This window comes from Paenibacillus sp. FSL K6-2859, assembly GCF_038008265.1.
GTDB lineage: Bacteria > Bacillota > Bacilli > Paenibacillales > Paenibacillaceae > Paenibacillus_AQ > Paenibacillus_AQ nitricinens.
On record NZ_JBBOYU010000001.1, the window covers coordinates 191,656 to 209,531 of the forward strand.

The 17,876-nt window shown below is 41.5% G+C and carries 14 protein-coding genes and 1 other RNA gene; 9 read left to right on the forward strand and 6 right to left on the reverse strand.

The window, feature by feature from the left end; all coding sequences use genetic code 11:
- Positions 1-23: 23 nt before the first annotated feature.
- From eno to rnr, 3 genes are all read left to right on the forward strand, one after another.
- The gene (gene eno, locus MHB64_RS00940) at positions 24-1,310 is read left to right on the forward strand and encodes a phosphopyruvate hydratase (RefSeq protein ID WP_042123330.1); all 1,287 of its coding nucleotides are present in this window, start codon (positions 24-26) and stop codon (positions 1,308-1,310) included.
- 212 nt (positions 1,311-1,522) lie between these two features.
- Complete coding sequence (gene secG / locus MHB64_RS00945; RefSeq protein WP_042123332.1) at positions 1,523-1,756, forward strand: preprotein translocase subunit SecG; 234 nt, start codon at positions 1,523-1,525, stop codon at positions 1,754-1,756.
- 343 nt (positions 1,757-2,099) lie between these two features.
- Positions 2,100-4,973, forward strand: coding sequence for a ribonuclease R (gene rnr / locus MHB64_RS00950; protein WP_341136036.1), 2,874 nt, complete (start codon positions 2,100-2,102; stop codon positions 4,971-4,973).
- 541 nt (positions 4,974-5,514) lie between these two features.
- Here rnr and MHB64_RS00955 read toward each other — a convergent pair.
- A complete protein-coding gene (locus tag MHB64_RS00955; protein ID WP_341133494.1) occupies positions 5,515-6,711 on the reverse strand; it encodes an IS256 family transposase in 1,197 nt (398 codons plus the stop codon).
- A 389-nt stretch (positions 6,712-7,100) separates the two neighbouring features.
- Here MHB64_RS00955 and smpB point away from each other — a divergent pair, with 389 nt between their 5' ends.
- From smpB to MHB64_RS00970, 3 genes are all read left to right on the forward strand, one after another.
- Positions 7,101-7,580 (forward strand): SsrA-binding protein SmpB, encoded by a 480-nt coding sequence (gene smpB / locus MHB64_RS00960; RefSeq protein WP_042123338.1) that lies wholly within the window; start codon positions 7,101-7,103, stop codon positions 7,578-7,580.
- A gap of 198 nt (positions 7,581-7,778) precedes the next feature.
- Positions 7,779-8,143, forward strand: a transfer-messenger RNA (tmRNA) gene (ssrA, locus tag MHB64_RS00965).
- Positions 8,144-8,433: 290 nt separating this feature from the next.
- A complete protein-coding gene (locus MHB64_RS00970; RefSeq protein WP_341133495.1) occupies positions 8,434-9,261 on the forward strand; it encodes a hypothetical protein in 828 nt (275 codons plus the stop codon).
- Positions 9,262-9,515: 254 nt separating this feature from the next.
- On the opposite strand, the gene MHB64_RS00975 is transcribed toward MHB64_RS00970, so the two are convergent.
- From MHB64_RS00975 to MHB64_RS33840, 5 genes are all read right to left on the reverse strand, one after another.
- Positions 9,516-10,352 (reverse strand): HNH endonuclease, encoded by an 837-nt coding sequence (locus MHB64_RS00975; RefSeq protein WP_341133496.1) that lies wholly within the window; start codon positions 10,350-10,352, stop codon positions 9,516-9,518.
- The gene (locus tag MHB64_RS00980) at positions 10,345-11,946 is read right to left on the reverse strand and encodes an ATP-binding protein (RefSeq protein ID WP_341133497.1); all 1,602 of its coding nucleotides are present in this window, start codon (positions 11,944-11,946) and stop codon (positions 10,345-10,347) included. Before MHB64_RS00980 ends, MHB64_RS00975 begins: the two co-directional genes overlap by 8 nt.
- The gene (locus MHB64_RS00985) at positions 11,943-12,374 is read right to left on the reverse strand and encodes an EcoRII N-terminal effector-binding domain-containing protein (protein WP_341133498.1); all 432 of its coding nucleotides are present in this window, start codon (positions 12,372-12,374) and stop codon (positions 11,943-11,945) included. The genes MHB64_RS00980 and MHB64_RS00985 overlap by 4 nt, the downstream gene beginning before the upstream one ends.
- 2 nt (positions 12,375-12,376) lie before the next feature.
- Positions 12,377-14,302 (reverse strand): DEAD/DEAH box helicase, encoded by a 1,926-nt coding sequence (locus tag MHB64_RS00990; RefSeq protein WP_341133499.1) that lies wholly within the window; start codon positions 14,300-14,302, stop codon positions 12,377-12,379.
- A 240-nt stretch (positions 14,303-14,542) separates the two neighbouring features.
- Positions 14,543-14,764, reverse strand: coding sequence for a hypothetical protein (locus tag MHB64_RS33840; RefSeq protein WP_445671594.1), 222 nt, complete (start codon positions 14,762-14,764; stop codon positions 14,543-14,545).
- Here MHB64_RS33840 and MHB64_RS00995 point away from each other — a divergent pair.
- The 3 genes from MHB64_RS00995 (at position 14,753) to MHB64_RS01005 (ending at position 17,875) form a co-directional block, all read left to right on the forward strand.
- Positions 14,753-15,109 carry a hypothetical protein gene (locus MHB64_RS00995; RefSeq protein ID WP_341133500.1) on the forward strand — a complete coding sequence of 119 codons (357 nt, stop codon included), beginning with the start codon at positions 14,753-14,755 and terminating at the stop codon, positions 15,107-15,109. The genes MHB64_RS33840 and MHB64_RS00995 overlap by 12 nt on opposite strands.
- Before the next feature lie 74 nt (positions 15,110-15,183).
- The gene (locus tag MHB64_RS01000) at positions 15,184-17,349 is read left to right on the forward strand and encodes a type II restriction endonuclease (protein WP_341133501.1); all 2,166 of its coding nucleotides are present in this window, start codon (positions 15,184-15,186) and stop codon (positions 17,347-17,349) included.
- A gap of 217 nt (positions 17,350-17,566) precedes the next feature.
- The gene (locus tag MHB64_RS01005) at positions 17,567-17,875 is read left to right on the forward strand and encodes a hypothetical protein (RefSeq protein WP_341133502.1); all 309 of its coding nucleotides are present in this window, start codon (positions 17,567-17,569) and stop codon (positions 17,873-17,875) included.
- Position 17,876: the final 1 nt, after the last annotated feature.

Below are 17,876 nucleotides of genomic sequence, written 5' to 3' on the forward strand. Positions count from 1 at the left end.
TTGTTTAAAGGAGATTAACTAAAATGACTATTATTTCTGATGTATATGCTCGCGAAGTCCTTGACTCCCGCGGTAACCCAACTGTAGAGGTTGACGTTTATCTTGAATCCGGTGCTAAAGGCCGCGCTATCGTTCCTTCCGGCGCTTCCACTGGTGCTCATGAAGCTGTAGAGCTTCGTGATGGCGATAAATCCCGTTACATGGGTAAAGGCGTTCTTAAAGCTGTTGAGAACGTAAATGAAATCATTGCTCCAGAAGTTATCGGTATGGACGCTCTTGATCAAGTGGGCATCGACAAATTGATGATTACTTTGGACGGAACACATAACAAAGGTAAATTGGGCGCTAACGCAATCCTAGCAGTATCCATGGCCGTAGCTCGCGCAGCTGCAGCAGCATTGGATATTCCTTTGTATGTATACCTGGGCGGATTCAACGCTAAAACTCTTCCAGTACCAATGATGAACATCATCAATGGTGGTGAGCATGCGGATAACAACATCGATGTTCAAGAGTTCATGGTTCTTCCTGTAGGAGCTCCAAGCTTCAAAGAAGCTCTTCGTACAGGTGCTGAAATTTTCCACAACTTGAAATCCGTACTTCAATCCAAAGGCCTGAACACTGCTGTGGGTGACGAAGGTGGTTTCGCACCAAACCTTGGTTCGAATGAAGAAGCAATCACTACAATTATCGAAGCTATCGAAAAAGCTGGTTACAAACCAGGCGTTGACGTATTCTTGGGTATGGACGTTGCTTCCACTGAGTTCTACAAAGACGGTAAATACACACTTGCTGGCGAAGGTAAATCTTACACTTCCGCTGAGTATGTTGACCTTCTTGCTTCATGGGTTGAGAAATACCCAATCATCACAATCGAAGACGGTATGTCCGAAGACGACTGGGATGGTTGGAAATTGCTTACTGAAAAATTGGGAGACAAAGTTCAATTGGTTGGTGACGACTTGTTCGTTACAAACACTGAGCGTCTTGCAACAGGTATCGAAAAAGGTATCGGTAACTCCATCTTGGTTAAAGTTAACCAAATTGGTACATTGACTGAAACTTTCGATGCTATCGAAATGGCTAAACGTGCTGGTTACACAGCTGTTATCTCTCACCGTTCCGGCGAATCCGAAGATAGCACAATCGCTGACATCGCTGTTGCGACTAACGCTGGTCAAATCAAAACGGGTGCTCCTTCCCGTACAGACCGTGTTGCTAAATACAACCAATTGCTTCGCATTGAAGACGAGTTGGGTGAATTGGCTCAATACAACGGCCTGAAATCCTTCTACAACCTTAAAAGATAATCTGCTTTTATAGCAGAGTACGAAGACCCGCCATTATGGTGGGTCTTTTTTTGAATAGCTGTTTATCCTAATCTTTCAAGAAAAGCTACGACTTAACAGCCTAGGCTGTTGTATTAACGGCATTGCTATGATAAAATAAGAATACTGTTTATGTATCGTGATAACCTCAATTACCATAGATAGTGATGCTTAGGCGTAGGAGGTGGAAGTGAATGGATATCTTTTTGAAAGTTGTGCTCCTGATTTTTTCCGTCGGTCTTATTGCGGTCGTTCTTCTGCAAAAGGGGAAAAGCGCGGGTCTTTCCGGTGCCATCTCCGGCGGTGCTGAGCATCTCTTTGGTAAAACAAAAGCTCGTGGTATGGAACTTGTACTACAACGTGTAACTGTTGGACTTGCTGCAGGATTCTTCATTATGGCAATTCTAGCTGCTGTTTTTATTGACTAAAGTACCTACAGTAAGCCCTCGCTCTGTTCTGAATGGAATGGAGTGAAGGCTTTTTTGTTATAATTAAAAGGAGAAGCACCTGTTGGTGCTTTTCTTTTCATAGTAGTAAGAATAAAGAATTCGGTACGAAAAGCATCATAAAGAAGACTTTCTTTTTCGGTGGAGTGAAATTTTGTACTGCGTTTACCTTTGGATGACAGTAACAGGGATGCGCAGGATTGATTTCGTGTATACTAGGGTATGAAGTAGGTAAAGGTAAAATTTACTTGGCATTACTACAGAGCAGGACAAGACATACATATTTGCCAGCGGCTTGGAGCCGCGGAGGGTTGGGGTGACGAACATGATAACACAAGAAATATTACTCGATTTCATGCGGGAAACTGCATATAAACCAATGACTTATGAAGAGCTGGTGAGCCATTTTGCTCTAGAAGATAGCACAGGGTTTAAAAAGTTCGAGGAACTACTAATTGAATTAGAGCAGGACGGAAGAATTGTATTAACTCGAAATGCACGTTATGGCGTGCCGGAACGAATGGATTTACTGCGAGGCCGGTTACAGGCTCATGCGAAAGGCTTCGCTTTTCTTATCCCGGATGATCGTGATCATCCTGACGTATATATCCATGCGAATGATCTTAAGGGAGCTATGAATGGAGATATCGTCCTAATCCGTATTACTTCTAAAAGTCCGTCCGGCGGACGTATGGAAGGTGAAGTTGAACGTATTGTAAAACGAGGCGTATTGCAGACAGTTGGCGTATTTCAAAACTTGGAGACCTATGGTTTTGTGCTGCCTGATGATAAACGGATTAACCGTGATATTTTTATTCCAAAGCAATCCTTCATGGGAGCGGTAGACGGCCAAAAGGTCGTTGTGCGCATTGTTAATTATCCAGAAGGCCGATCAGCGGCAGAGGGTGAAATTATTGAGATCCTCGGACATAAGGATGATCCGGGAGTTGATATTCTATCTATCATCCGTAAACATCAGCTGCCAGAGGCCTTTCCCGCTGAAGTGATGAACGAAGCGGACAACGCTCCGGACTCCATCACAGAAGAGGAAATTGCTGAGCAGGGACGTCGCGACTTGCGCGGACTAAACATTGTCACGATTGATGGTGAGGATGCTAAGGACCTGGATGATGCGGTTAATGTTCAGCGGCTGGAGAACGGACACTACAAGCTAGGCGTGCATATTGCGGATGTAGGTTATTACGTGCGTGAGAGCTCTGAGCTCGATAAAGAAGCCTATGATCGGGGCTGTAGTGTGTACTTGGTGGATCGGGTCATTCCGATGCTGCCTCATCGTTTGTCTAACGGGATTTGCAGTTTGAATCCACAGGTAGACCGCTTAACGATGTCCTGTGAGATGGAATTTAACGAACACATGAAGGTCGTGAAGCACGATGTCTTTACAAGTGTGATTCGCACCAAGGAAAGAATGACTTATTCCAATGTCCGCAAAATTTTAGAGGATGAAGATCCAGAATTGCTGGAGCGCTATAGTCCATTAATTGATGATTTCCGTCTCATGAAAGAATTGGCGATGAAGCTGCGTGATGCGCGGATGCGGCGGGGCGCGGTTGATTTTGACTTTGAAGAGAGCAAAATCATCGTAGATGAGAACGGCAAGGCTGTAGATATTGTGAAGCGTGAGCGTTCTGTAGCTGAGCAAATTATCGAGGAATTTATGCTCGCGGCGAATGAAACAGTCGCGGAGCATTTTCACTGGTTGAAGGTTCCGTTCCTTTACCGGATTCACGAAGATCCGGATCCAGAGAAGCTGCAGAATTTTATGGCTTTTGCAGCTAATTTCGGATATCACGTGAAGGGACGTGGCAATTCGGTTCATCCACGTGCTTTGCAGGATCTGTTGGAGCAAATCCAAGGGACTAAAGAACAGACCGTTATTAGCACAATGATGTTGCGTTCCATGAAGCAGGCGAAATATGATGCGGAGAGCACAGGCCATTTCGGACTGGCTGCGGAATACTATTCCCACTTCACTTCGCCGATTCGCCGTTACCCCGATCTGGTCATTCACCGTGTAATGCGTGAAGTGATTGAGAATGGAGGGGCGCTGAGCCAGAAACGGCATGATTATTTGGCCGGCCGGATGCCTGATATTGCTCAGCAGTCCTCGGAGCGTGAGCGTGTAGCAGTAGAAGCAGAACGCGATACAGAGCAGCTGAAGAAAGCTGAATATATGCAGGATAAAGTAGGCGAGGAATTCGAGGCAATGGTCAGCAGTGTGACCAGCTTCGGGATGTTCATCGAGCTGGACAATACTGTCGAAGGCCTTATTCGTCTCAGCGCTATGAGCGACGATTATTATCACTTCGACGAAGCGCATATGGCGCTCATTGGCGAGCGCACATCGCGGGTGTTCCGCATTGGTGACGAGGTGAAGATTCGAGTCGCCAAGGTAAATATGGATGACCACACGATCGATTTCGAGTTGGTCGACATGAAGCCACGCGCGCCAGGTGAACATCGCGGCGGTGGCTTTGGAGGCGGCCGCGGTGGCAAGGGCGGCCGTGGGGCTGGCGGCTTCGGCAAGCCAGCCGCTGGGGGTAAGGCCGGCGGCGGCAAGGGCCGCGGCGGTAAAGGCAAGCCCGGCGCTGTTGTAGGCGCGGGCAAGAGCAAGCCGGGCGCTGGTGTGCGCGCCGGCGAAGGGCCGCGCGAAGCGGCCGGTGTTGCACCGGGCGGACGCGGAAAGCGGAAGCGCGGGCGTGATACCGGCGAGGATGCGAGCCGGGTAGTGGCGGCGCCGGGCGGAAGCACCGGTGCAGAGCGCGGAGGCGAAGCCGGCAACGCAGGCGCGCCGCGTGAGCGCAGCGGCGGGCGAGGCCGCGGCGGTGACAACGGCGGTGCCGGTGGTGGACGCGGCATTAGCTTCGGCTTTGGCTCCGGCAAAGGCGGATATGGCGCTCCTGCGTCTGACTCTTCCGGCGGCGAAGTCCGCGGTCTGGACGGCAGCACGAAGTTCCGTAGCCGTGAGGACCGCGGTGGTAACTTTGGCGGTGGAGAAGGCCGTGGCGGTGCTCCAACAGGTAAAGGTCGCCGGAAAAAGAAGAACAAAAGCGGTGTGTTCATCGGTCAATCCGTGACACCGGGCAACGTTCAGACGTCGGAACAAGCCGCTTCTAAACGTAGCGATACTACAGGCAGCGCTCCAGACGGAGCTCCTCGTAAGAGAAAGAAGAAATAAATAACGTTATTGGACTGCGTTACGTAGCTCTATGACGCAAGATTAAGCACTGTCTCCTTTGATGGGCAGTGCTTTTTTAATTTTTTTTCGCTGCTCAAGTGTGAAAGTCTCGTTTCTGAACGAGACTATTGGTTTCCACAAGTTGTTGAGTAATAGCCTGAAGAAGCTATGAGACAGCGTCATTTTGTGACTTTGACACTTGGATTGGAGCGAAGTAACCAGTGTTATAACGATGCTTATTTTTTGATTGCATAATGTGCAGTTAAAATTCCGGTGTTTCAGTAGAGATTGAGTTAATTGCACTTTGTACAACTAAATCTGATCAGTATCTTCAAAACCGCATGTTTTCGAGTTTTTAACTGCAGAAAGTACAACTAAACAACCATCGAGCGTCTAAATATATTAAATAGATGTATAAAGTGCATTTATGTAGCTTTAGCGTAGCGTCGGAGGGGTAGCGTCAAGAAGTTTGTGTAAGAGAACAGAAAGTAGCTTCTCGGGTATCTGTTAGTGGGTGTGGATGTTCTTTGGGGCGGGGAAATTAGGCAGGTTCTTCCTGCCCTTCCTGCACCGGGTACCGCGCTTCAAACATGTTGTTCAGTTTCTTCTTAACCTCCAGATCACCGAAGCCGCGAATCACTCGTTCGCTAAAACGTTCATTGTAGTCCATCACGTCGAGGTAGACAATTTTCTCTGCCGCATCCATATTCGTGAGACTGTTCATCGGCTTTAGGCGCTTTCGGATTTCCTTGTTCATTCGTTCAATCGGATTGGAGGTGTAGATTGCTTCTTTCACGAGTGCCGGATACTTGTAAAACGTTAGCAAGGTAGAGAGTTGCTCCTCCCAAGACCGCATCTCTTTGGGGTACAGCTTGCCCCATTTTGCCTTTACCGTATCAAACGCAGCTAGCGCCAGATCGTGGTCCTGCGCCGTGTAGATGGTCTTTAGATCCTCAATCACTTCCGTTTTGTGCTGGATCCGGATTTTAGGGAAGGTAGAGCGAACCTTGTGGACAATACAGTGCTGCACATCGGCTTTTGGGTAGGTTTCTTTAAATGCAGCATCGAGTCCTGGTAGCCCGTCAAATATACCGAGCAGTACTTCCTGTGCGCCTCGGTTGTAGAGGTCTTTCAACACTTCACGCCAGCCGTTTGCGCTCTCTTGGCCACCTACATAGAAGCCAAGAATTTGCCGGTGCCCATCTTCGTCGATCCCCATCGCGAAATAAACGACTTCTCCCTTGACGGTCCCGCGTTTAAGCTTGACGTACAAGCCGTCCAGATAGATCACGGAATAGCGCTTGTTTAACGAACGTTTTTGCCACTGGTGGATGTCGTCAAGTACCGTAGCTGTTATATTACTGACCGTTGTGGGGGAGTAGTGGCTGCCAAACATACTTTCAATAAAACGGGCTACATCCCGGGTGCCCATGCCCGACTTATACATCTGAATTACCGCCTCTTCCAGCCAGCCGTCCCGTCTCTGGTACGGCTCAAACAACTGAGTCTGGAACAGACCTTGGCGGTCTCGGGGAACCTCTAAATCCTCCACATTGCCGTATTTCGTATGCAGTTTTCGTGTGTAATATCCGTTGCGGCTGTTGCGTGCACCTGCTTCATCTCTCGACATGAACGTTTGGATTTCTGCGCGCATAATGGATTCCATGTTATCTTTTACAAACTGAGTGACAAGATTTTCAAATAGATTATTAAGTTGGTTTTCGGGTAAAATAGTCATCGAGTAGGGTTCCTTTCTTGGTGGACTTCGCAATCCCGAGAATACCCTACTTTTTTGTTGCCTGACTAGGCTCCAAATCTTGGTACACAACTTATTTTACGCCATCGTCGGAGGGAAAGAGTGAATAGAAAAGGGTATGAGTTGACTGGGATGTGTGAATAAAGAAACACAAACGTATTTTTACAAACAAATGTAATTAAAGTTAACTATTGGGCAAACTTACTGACAACTAGTTGTCAAAATGGCCGAGAAAGGATTACCTGATCCTTCCTTGCGCACAATCGATTCCATTTGTTACAATATAGATCAGACGTTCGATGACTATGTCGTTTAAGATTAGAGAGACATGGTTACTTTAACTTATGAATATGATTCAAGGAGTGATTCTCATGGGTAAAAAAGCAGACGGGAAAGTACTTGCCCAGAACAAAAAAGCTTCCCATGATTATTTTATCGAGGATACTTATGAAGCTGGCTTGGTGCTGACAGGTACAGAGATCAAGTCGCTGCGTAATGGCCGCGCTAATATTGGAGATGCTTTTGCTACGATCCGTAACGGTGAGATTCACATTCACAACATGCATATCAGCCCGTTTGAACAAGGTAATCGTGCTAACCCTACGGACCCGACGCGTACTCGAAAATTGCTGATGCATAAGGAGCAAATTCATAAACTGCTGGGCTTGTCCAAGCGAGATGGATTTACGATTGTGCCACTCAAGGTTTATGTGCGAAATGGCTATGCGAAGCTGTTAATCGGTCTTGGTAAAGGTAAGAAAGAGTACGATAAACGTGACTCTGCTGCTAAGCGTGATGCTCAGCGTGATATCCAGCGTGTATTGCGTGAGAAGCAAAAGATCGCCAGATAATCTAGGAAGAATGGACGATTCAAATGAGTACCAGTTTCCACCTTCAATTCCTTTAACCCACGTGTTAAAGTATTGATAAATGTGATATACTGAGTAAGTAAGATTATTGCTTCGTTACAGACTTCTTCAAGAAGAAGCTGTGGATTGGATCTCTCTTGCTTGGAAGATCCGCTTGATCCGAAGTGCCCTTTTTAATGAGGGGCCGTTCTTGGATTCGACGGGGGTAGTTCGAGCATGAGTAGCGAGTAGTGGGGACGCGTCCGCTTCATCAACGCTAAAGCCTATTAAACGGCAAACAACAAAACAACTACGCTTTCGCAGCCTAAGAAACTGCGCGCGTGCTTCTACCCTGCATCGCCCATGTGACAGGGATAGGGGCTAACAAGTAGTGGGATACGCCGTCTGGTCTCCGCCTGGGGTCAACGGAAGAAGATAATCAGGCTGACCCAACGTATAGCCGGTTACGGGGCGATACTCGGGTGACATCAAAACTGTGACTACACTCGTAGAAGCTTATGTGCCGTTATCTTCGGACAGGGGTTCGACTCCCCTCGGCTCCATCTAAAAAACCCGCTGAAATAGCGGTTTTTTTGCTGTCTATGGGTTGGATTGTAGACCGAATGAAGACTTGAGATTATTAAGGTGCTAATCTAGGTCATCCTTGTAGACAACGTGACTACAAGGATGACTTAAATTAGCTCTTATTTTTAGTATATCTCTATAAACGTATTAACTTCTCTTCTGTACAAAAATAAAGATTCAGTTTCATTAATTAGAGGATTTTAACAAAATTCATAGAATTTTATTTAATGTTACTTCATAATTTTATTAGATAATTAGATGTCGGTTTGATATGAAAAGTACTGAGAAAAAAGAGTTATTATCACGCCCATATGCTGAAAGACAGCTGATTGTTGTGTTAAGCGATGATCAAATAAAAGCACAACAAAGATATACAGAAGAACAGGTGGAATCAAAGTTTGTTAAAGCATTAAGAACAATTTCGACAATTATTGCTCCTTCGCCAATTGCATTAGCTGAAGCAACATTAGAAATTTATAAAGGGATATTGAATTTGCGAGAACAAGGAATAAAGACCTTATCCATTTCACAGAGTGAAGCTAGTAGAATTAAGTTTCCTCCGGGACACCCTAGGTTTGGTGTGCTTTACATAGCTCACCCCGCAGCGCCTAATGTTTATTTTCCTTTTGCACAATTTCATCGTCTTACATTTGAACATAAGTTTTCAGAAGCTGTTATTTTATTAATGTCATTAGGGGCAGATTTTCTTGAAGTGCACCACATAAACGGATGGTCAAAAGAATTTTCATCAAAAATGGATATTTCTATTCCGCATGTAAATGTTGGAGGAGGGTTTGAGGCTTCTTCAGCAAACAAGTCTGGTTCGGAGATACTTTTTACCGCCAATTTTATTGGCAATGCCAGTAGTGCATTACCGGATAATTTAGTTTGGTTTTATCATGAACCAACATGGCAACAAATCGCGGAGGGACGGCTTAAGTACGGTATGAAAGATTTTTCGCTTTCTGTTAGATATGAGGATGACTTAGGAGTTAATATGGGCCTTAAAGCAGCTGCAACAAAAGCTAAGCTTGAAATAGGTGGGAGATTCGAAGACCATCAATCTACAATGTGGGAAATTGTTGGAAATTTTGGTTAGTCAAACAGCAGTTGCTGTTATGCAATTGAGATGACGAATTGTGATCAAACTCGTTAACTAACCTTTGTTGTATTGTCCTAGGTGTATATTAAGCAAATCCTTTATCGAAAAAAACCTTTGCTAGATTTACTCGGAATCCTCATAGAAAGAAAATGATAAAGAACCCGATTTTGTATCGGGTTCTTTATTCTAAAGCATTGCAAAATTTATAATTAGCTCAAAAGTATTAAAATCAATACAATTATATTAATTTGTTAAGATTTCTTGGCAATTATACTTTTCAACTCTTCTACCATATATGGCGGATTTCTTTTATGCAACATAGAATGACAATTTGGACAAACCGGGACCAAGTCAGTTGATGGGTTTATAATATATCCAGAACCGACAGTTGAGACGGGGAGGATATGATGCACATGTATAAAGTCTCTCCCTATTGGACCGTAAAAACTTTCAAATTCTAATTTGCATACAGCACACTTACATCCATGAACCATAATACATGCTTCCCGATTTAATGAGCTTCTCTCATATTTATTGACTTCTACACGAGTCAAAGCACCTTCCGGTAGGCCTATAGTTGTTTCATCACCGGTGGCCGTTTCTTCCAGCGGTAGCAAGGGTATCAATAACGCCAGAATACTGCAAGCAATATCTACGACATTATTTTGAAGATCAATAGAAGACAGCCGTTCACTAATTACGGGATAATTTACGGATTTCAAGTATAAGCTTTTCCACTCCGATGGCCAAGAGTCTGGTCTTGAAGGAGAGAATGATTCATTATTAATGATCATTTCGATTTCTTTACCACTATGCAAAATACTCAGAAGCATTATTTTAAAAAGTAATTTTTGCTTCTCGTCAGCCAATCCCATAATACTGATTAAATTTTTGGAATAATTATCAGGTATAAATTCTGCAACTATATTTCTCCATCCCAAGGTAACTTTAATACAAAAACCGGTACCCTTATCCAAATCTAACGGACGTATTTCTAAACTTTCTTTGTCAATAATATTTAGTATTACAGGTAAACCATATCTATTTTCAATTCTTGTTATTACGTTAATTAGATTTATTCTATTCATTTTCTATCTCCGGGTCAGGTAAATCCTCCATTAGGTATCTAAGAATTCTGGAAACCTCATATCTTAGTTCTTTGATGTGGAATTTGGTTTTATCATTAATTATACCATTTTCAGCCTCTCCTAAAGCCCAAAGAAGAGAATCCATACCTTGGATTGTTACACCGGAATTAATATTTGGAATATAAATTTTCTGATAATAGGGATGTTTGGTGTTAATTCGAATGGCGTGATGTTGGTCGATTAAGCAGGGTTCCCAAAGAGCGCCATCATCGATCGAGTCTACTGGTTGAACAAACAATTCTCCCTCTTTAGTGGATTGTACAATAGGAATCTTAATTGTAAATCTGCCTTTCCTATTAGTGACTTCTACTTCACCTGTTAAAGGGTTTGTAACTTCAAAACTGGCCAATTTCACATCATTCTCATGAGATTTTAGACCGGCATTAGAGCCATCATGTGCCCCTTTGGCAGCTTTGGTAATACTGGTATTTATGCCTTTTCTGTATCTTTCATTTGCAGCTCTTCTAGGCGCAGGAAGGAAAGTTGTTTTTAGCCAGTTAAACAATTCGCCACTAAGAAGAATTCTTGACTTCTTTATATCGACATTAAATGCCTCATCGAGTGTATGATCAAATGAAAATTCTATTCGCAATAAAGTGGAATGGGGTTCAGTTGTATACATACCAAGCCATCCCCCATAATGAATAAGTCTATTTTCTCTATAAATATAAAAACCTTGAAGATCATTATTTAACTTGGCGGCTCTCCAATCCTCATCTGAATCAAATTCTTCCTTGCGCGGAAGGATATAAGCCCCGATTTTGAAAGAGGTAGAGGTTTCGTCATTTACTTGAACTGCTTGTGTTAATTCAGCAGCTACTATGGTTTTGCTATTATTTTTATAGAACGGATCCCAAGCCTCTACAGAAACTTCATTAATACTGATTGAAACATTGGGAGTATCAATATAATTAGAATCAAGAAATCGTTGAAATACCATTGATATATGTTCCTGAAGACTGTCTATAGTTTTACGGAGGGCTCGCTGTGCAGCAGCTCCCCTTTTATCGGCATACTCTTTAATTAATCTGTCTACAGCTTGCCAAGTAACAACAGTTCCAGAACTTCGCTTAGCCACTTTATCAAACAACTCTAGTTCGAATTCATCCAAATCAGGATACTGAAGCATCCAGTCTTTTGCATCATCTGCTATATAATCCAAATCCCAACGAGCCTTGAGAATGCCACGGTCACCTGCAGGTCTGCTTGAAACAGAAAGTTGTCTACAGAAAGCAGTAGAGGCTGTCTTTAAACCCATTCCGAACTTTCCTAGGCTTGCAGGACTCGGTCTCTCTAATGAACCATACGTCATTGCATTCTCCAACTGTGCTTCGTCCATGCCGCATCCGTTATCGGCAATATATATGCTTACATCTCCGGAAAAATCCATGTTTATATATATTTCAATATTGGTTGCAGCAGCGGCTATGGAATTATCGATTATATCTGCCATCGCTGTATTAAAATCGTATCCAGTGTCTCTCAAACCTTCAATCATTCTTGTTGCTCGTGGGGGAATATGTTTAGTTTTCATAGTTTTATCACCTTCCATGCTGATCCTAGTACTAAAATATCGTTGGGGACTTGATCAAGCGCATTTATTCTTTCATATTTTATGAAACGACGATTATCAAATGTTTTCTCGAGAGTTATTTTGTCATTTGCGATGAGATTGTTTTGTCTTATATATGAAGTCATTCCAGTGAGTCGATACTCATTCCTTGTTCCTCCGAAATAACGGTTGTTGTAATATATAAAGTTAAATTTCCATGACTGCCCTTCTAAATCTGAAAATCTTAAGATAACTCGGGGATTCTTAGTATCAATGCCCAGTTCCGGAAAGAAAAACAGCATTGTTTTAGGGACAAGTATTCCGGCTTGATGTCCTCCGGTTTGACCTGTGTCATTTAAGCTTAATGTTTTTTCAATCCCGACGGGACTTCCAGTTTCCTTGTTCTGCATCTTTATTTGTTCCTTTCCATTGGTGATTTCATTAGGGCCTGTAGTATATCCTGTTGATCTGTTTGGCCATCCGTTCCAATTATTGCGGCTTCTGACAACTGACGTTTTATTTCAATTCGGTCATTGATTGTCTCTTCCACCGTATTGGCTAAGTATAACCTGTGTATAGTAACAGGGCGTGTTTGGCCTCTTCTGTACGAACGAGCAGAGGCTTGGTCTTCTACTGCAGGGTTCCATTCCAAATTATAATGGATGACATGGTTGGCTGCGGTAATATTGAGGCCTGATCCTGCAGCCCTAGGGTTCAATATTAGGAATGCTGATCCAGTTTGATTGCTAAAAACGTCTATTTTACTCTGTCTTTCAGATACCTCTACTCTTCCATCAATAAAATCACAGAAAACATTAAATCTTTTCGGAAGATCCCTTATCATTAAGTCTATCATTCCTGAAAAAGTAGTGAATATAATTAACTTCTCTTTACTGTAATAAATCTCCTCTATAATTTCCAATAATCTTTGATACTTCGAAAATTTTGCTGGATTATCACCATTATTGTCGTATAAAAGAGGATGACAACAGAGTTTCCTTAATTTTATTAGGGCGACTAAGCTACTATTTTTCCCATATTCATTAATAACATCTTGGCGTAGCTTTTCATAAATTTGTGCTTCATGTTCAGTAACGTTAAGAATTTGGGGGATATCCAATCTTTCTGGTAAATCCTTGGCAACTTCTGAAACACGTCTTCGCAAAATTAACGGGGAGATCAAAGGCTCAATTTGTCCTGCGCTATAGGTATCACCTTGGTAATTACTCTCGAATTCTTTGAGACTTCCTAAATAATTTGGAAATGCAAAATCAATAATTGACCAAATATCTGTAAGACGATTCTCGATAGGAGTACCAGTAACGGCTATTGATACCCTCGTTTTTAGTAACTTGACGGCCAAGGTTCTTTGGGCACTAGGGTTTTTTATTGCTTGGGCCTCGTCAAGAATGACAATATTCCATTCGATCATTTGAAACATTGAAAGATCCCTAACAATTGTCTCATAGGTAGTAATTGTTACATCATATTCAAGAAGGTTTTTATAATATCCGGTCCTTTGTTGTCCCTGATGGATTATTGTTTTTAGCTCAGGCGCAAACTTTAAGACTTCTCTCCTCCAATTTTCCATGAGAGTTACAGGGGCGATTACCATAGAGGGCTTATTACGGACAAATTTTTCATTAGCCAACAGAGCAATTATCTGGGCCGTCTTTCCCAGTCCCATTTCATCAGCCAAAATACAACCGGCATCTTCTTCGGAAATCATTTTTAACCAATTGTAACCCTGGAGTTGATATGGGAACAAAGTTCCAATAAAATGCGGTATTTCTTCATTGTTTATCAAAACCAAGGGGGTTCTGGCTGACAAATGGTTAGTTTCATCCAATAAAAATGGAGGCTTGGACTTACTAATTGCAAGATACTGCTTCAGAGTGACTTTACCAAAAGAGGTGATTCCTGTCTCTTTAAGAAACAGTGAAATTTCTTCTAATGCTCCTTGCTCAAATGGAAACCATTTATTTTCTGAAATTATATATTCATGTGTGGTTTTTTGATTCAGAGGAATTGCTGTTCCCTTAACTTGGCATACCAAGCTGGAATCAAGAGAGAAAGAACCATTTTGATTATTAGACTTTAGTAGAAGTCTTACTGGTACTGGGAATTTCGAAAAACTTAACATGGGAATATCAGATGAGGGGCTATCGACATATACATTTTTGACAGGCGAGACAGCTTTGAACTCACAAAGAAAAATTTCCATTGAATTGGGTGTGTAATTTGTCCCATCCTCTAAAATAATCAAGACAGTTCCATCCTCACTTAAGGTCCACTGCCCTTTTTCCATTGCTGCATCAACCTTTCCTTTTAACATCATGGGTCATTTTTGTATTCTTAATGAATGGGGCGATTATGTTGACTGTGTCTTCGAAATTGTTGCGAAATTCATGCTCTCAAATTCTCAATATACTTCCAGTTTTTCTTCTTATAGTAATAATTTCACACAAAAGATCTTTAATGGTTCCCTTCTAACTTTTCAAACTTAAATTCCATATTGCTTTTTGAAGAGTAAATGCTAATCACATTTGTGCCAAAAGCAAGAATCAATAAAAAATAACTAATTATATTTCTTTATGGATATATCAGTTTGGCCATATAAATCTTTCACATTTCTTCTAAACCTGATCCCTTGGTTCCAAAGTGACTTGGCAACGCGATCCTCCAGTTTCGTGATCGATTTTATATTCTTCATAATTTTGCTGCTGCTTTCTTTATCCACTATATCAGCTATTTTGTTCACCTCAATTAAAAGGCTAGGAGAGAGACAATGAAAATTCATGAAAATAGTTACTTAGGAGATAAAATTGATTTATATTTAAAGTATCGTCAAGATATCACAGAAAGAATTGTGCAGCAAAAAAGAATATCTGGAGTATTTAAAATAATAAAAGACGGAAAATCCCGATATTTTCTAAATGTATATATTGATATTAAAGGACCTGAAACGAATGTATGGGTGGAAAGTTTTGAATTACATTCTGAAGGAAATGCTATCATAATAAACGAAATCTTTGGGAAGCCAATTCAAATATTTTTACTTGATACATCTAACAACATAATTGCAAAAAAAGTATTTCCATATCCTACAATTATAACAAATTTCAAAAAAGAACATAAGTTCTAGTAAGCGATATTATGTTATAATTTTATTACTTCCCAGCTTCGATGCGGATATATAAAGAAAGAGGTATTTAAAATATGTATAAATTTATAGATCTTTTTGCGGGAATAGGGGGGCTTCGTCTTGCATTTGAGAAACATGGTTGTGAATGTGTCTTTTCATGTGAGTGGGACCCTAAAGCGCAAATAACCTACCAAGAGAATTTTGGGGAGAAACCTGTTGGTGATATAAGAAATGTTTCTGCAGATGAGATTCCGGACCATGATATTCTGTTGGCGGGTTTCCCTTGTCAACCCTTTAGCCTTGCGGGAGTTAGCAAAAAAATTTCTTTGGGTCGTGAACATGGTTTTGAAGATGAGACACAAGGCACGCTCTTTTTTGAACTGGCCAGAATTATAAAGGAAAAAAAACCAAAGGCTTTTCTTCTTGAAAATGTAAAAAATTTAGTATCTCATGATAAAGGGAAAACTTTCAGGGTAATACGAAGAGTTTTGGAAAAGGAACTTGGCTATAAGTTATATGCCTCTATTATCGATGCAAAAGGATTGGTCCCCCAACATAGGGAACGCATCTATATGGTCGGATTTCGTGAGCCGTTAGAATTCGAATTTCCCGAATTTCCTTGGAAAGGACCGGGAATAGGAACAATTTTGGAGGATTCTGTCCCCGATAAGTATACCCTGTCAGACAAACTATGGGAATATCTTCAAAACTATGCAAATAAACATCGTGCAGCAGGAAATGGCTTTGGGTTCGGATTAGTTGATCTGGATAGTTTTTCAAGGACGCTTTCAGCTAGATATTACAAGGATGGCTCTGAAATTCTGATACCACAGGAAGGCAAGAATCCCAGAAGGTTGACTCCAAGGGAGTGTGCGCGTATACAGGGGTTTCCGGAAAATTATAGAATTGTGGTATCTGATACTGCGGCATATAAACAGTTTGGTAATTCTGTTTCCGTTCCGGTAGTGGAGAGAATAGCAGCGAGTCTGATTGATTCCTTAATCGAAAATAAACTATCTGAAGAATATTATAGGGGGGAATTTAATTTCGAGAATATACGTGATGAGGTTATTGCGCGTGCTTCTCAGAATCAGAAATTCTTTTGCAAATTTATTTCTACAAATGATACCGGCTCTAATGGAGCACACCAGAGCGGTTTTTATGTTTCCAAAAGTGCGTGGCCACTCATGTTTGATGAGCCAGGGCAAAAGGGTGAAAATAAAGACAGGCCTGTGCGCATTTTCTGGGAGCAACTGGATGCATATACTGACAATATGTTTAAGTGGTACGGTAAGACCAAAAGTGAATACAGAATTACACGATTTGGCAAGGGATTCCCCTTCTTTACAAAGGAATATGTTGGAGATTTGTTTATCCTAATTCCGATTAATCCAGATGAATATTTAGGATATGTACTCTCTGGAGATGACTCAGAAGCATTTTTAGCGACCTTTGCTATTTCACCAGTGAACAACGTAGCTACCTACGGAATTGAAAGTAATGGTTATGATGCAACACTGGGGGATCTTATTGAGGAGTATACCAAGGGTAAGATAAACTTCCCGAGTATGGTACAAATGGCCAAAGTAGCTAGAGATATTTACTTTAAATACTCGAAAAAACCGTTGGGGAAATTTATGAATGAAGAGTCGGATGAAATGTTACTGAATTGGATAGATATTGAATACAGTATATTTAAATCATTGGAAGAATTTATATACAAAGAACAAATAAAGAATGCGTTTGAGAATGTTGATGATTTACTTGCATTTGCTAACTCTGCTCTTAATCGTCGGAAAAAGAGAGCAGGGCAATCCTTTGAGGATCATTTGGAGTTCATCTTTAAACAATGGAATTTACCGTTTTCTCATCCGGGAAAAAGCGAGTATAACAGTAAACCTGATTTCATTTTTCCAGGAAACAGTGAATACGCAGATCCTCAATTCCCAGAAGAGCGGCTTATGTTTCTTGCAGCCAAAACAACTTGCAAGGATAGATGGAGACAAATAATTCATGAGGCTGAGAGAGCTCAAATTAAATATCTTGCCACAATGGAAAAAGGTATAAGTATGGATCAGATGGATGAAATGGAAAGGTTAAATGTTACATTAGTTGTGCCGAAGAGGTATCACGAGTTTTATCCAAAAGAGTACAGAGATAGAATTCTTACCATTGAAGCATTCTGTATGCTGGTAAGACAAAGATTAATCAATGAAAAACCATCACGTGTATTGTTTTAAGACCAATATTCGTGCGATGCTCCCAAATGAGCATTCTTCTATAAAATAATTATATATTATTATTCGGATACCTAGTCGATAGGTAGTCCTAAAAAAATGAAGGCCACACATTTTTGATTGTGTGGCTTTCGTTTTTTCTTTTAAGCAAGAGTGGCGGTATCTTTAATTTAATAGTAATTAAATTTCAAGAAAAATAACAAGGGAGGCTTTATTTACTGTGACACAACGACAAAATGAACTAAAATCACTTCTAACCGAATCTTTACGCGAAAAACAAGGTAGCTATTTAATTGAAGAAATAATGAATCGCTTTCCTTCTGTCTCTGACCTTATAGAGGTTACAGAACAGGAGCTGGTTTCAATCAGCGGTGTTGGCACTCATAAGGCTCGGCAAATCACTGCAATACTGAAACTGGCCCGAACCCTAATCATACCCGATTTAGAGCATCCTGTTATCTGTAAGCCTGAAGATGCATTTCATCTACTGGAGCCAGAGCATCGAAATACACCAAAGAGCATTTTATAGG

Excerpts from the sequence above, each read along its gene's own strand:
- MHB64_RS00980 (WP_341133497.1), bottom strand. The coding sequence starts at position 11,946 with ATGAAAACTAAACATATTCCCCCACGAGCAACAAGAATGATTGAAGGT.
- eno (WP_042123330.1), top strand. The coding sequence starts at position 24 with ATGACTATTATTTCTGATGTATATGCTCGCGAAGTCCTTGACTCCCGC.
- MHB64_RS00975 (WP_341133496.1), bottom strand. The coding sequence starts at position 10,352 with ATGAATAGAATAAATCTAATTAACGTAATAACAAGAATTGAAAATAGA.
- MHB64_RS33840 (WP_445671594.1), bottom strand. The coding sequence starts at position 14,764 with ATGAATTTTCATTGTCTCTCTCCTAGCCTTTTAATTGAGGTGAACAAA.
- MHB64_RS00970 (WP_341133495.1), top strand. The coding sequence starts at position 8,434 with ATGAAAAGTACTGAGAAAAAAGAGTTATTATCACGCCCATATGCTGAA.
- MHB64_RS00995 (WP_341133500.1), top strand. The coding sequence starts at position 14,753 with ATGAAAATTCATGAAAATAGTTACTTAGGAGATAAAATTGATTTATAT.
- MHB64_RS00955 (WP_341133494.1), bottom strand. The coding sequence starts at position 6,711 with ATGACTATTTTACCCGAAAACCAACTTAATAATCTATTTGAAAATCTT.
- MHB64_RS00990 (WP_341133499.1), bottom strand. The coding sequence starts at position 14,302 with ATGATGTTAAAAGGAAAGGTTGATGCAGCAATGGAAAAAGGGCAGTGG.
- MHB64_RS00985 (WP_341133498.1), bottom strand. The coding sequence starts at position 12,374 with ATGCAGAACAAGGAAACTGGAAGTCCCGTCGGGATTGAAAAAACATTA.
- MHB64_RS01000 (WP_341133501.1), top strand. The coding sequence starts at position 15,184 with ATGTATAAATTTATAGATCTTTTTGCGGGAATAGGGGGGCTTCGTCTT.
- secG (WP_042123332.1), top strand. The coding sequence starts at position 1,523 with ATGGATATCTTTTTGAAAGTTGTGCTCCTGATTTTTTCCGTCGGTCTT.
- rnr (WP_341136036.1), top strand. The coding sequence starts at position 2,100 with ATGATAACACAAGAAATATTACTCGATTTCATGCGGGAAACTGCATAT.
- smpB (WP_042123338.1), top strand. The coding sequence starts at position 7,101 with ATGGGTAAAAAAGCAGACGGGAAAGTACTTGCCCAGAACAAAAAAGCT.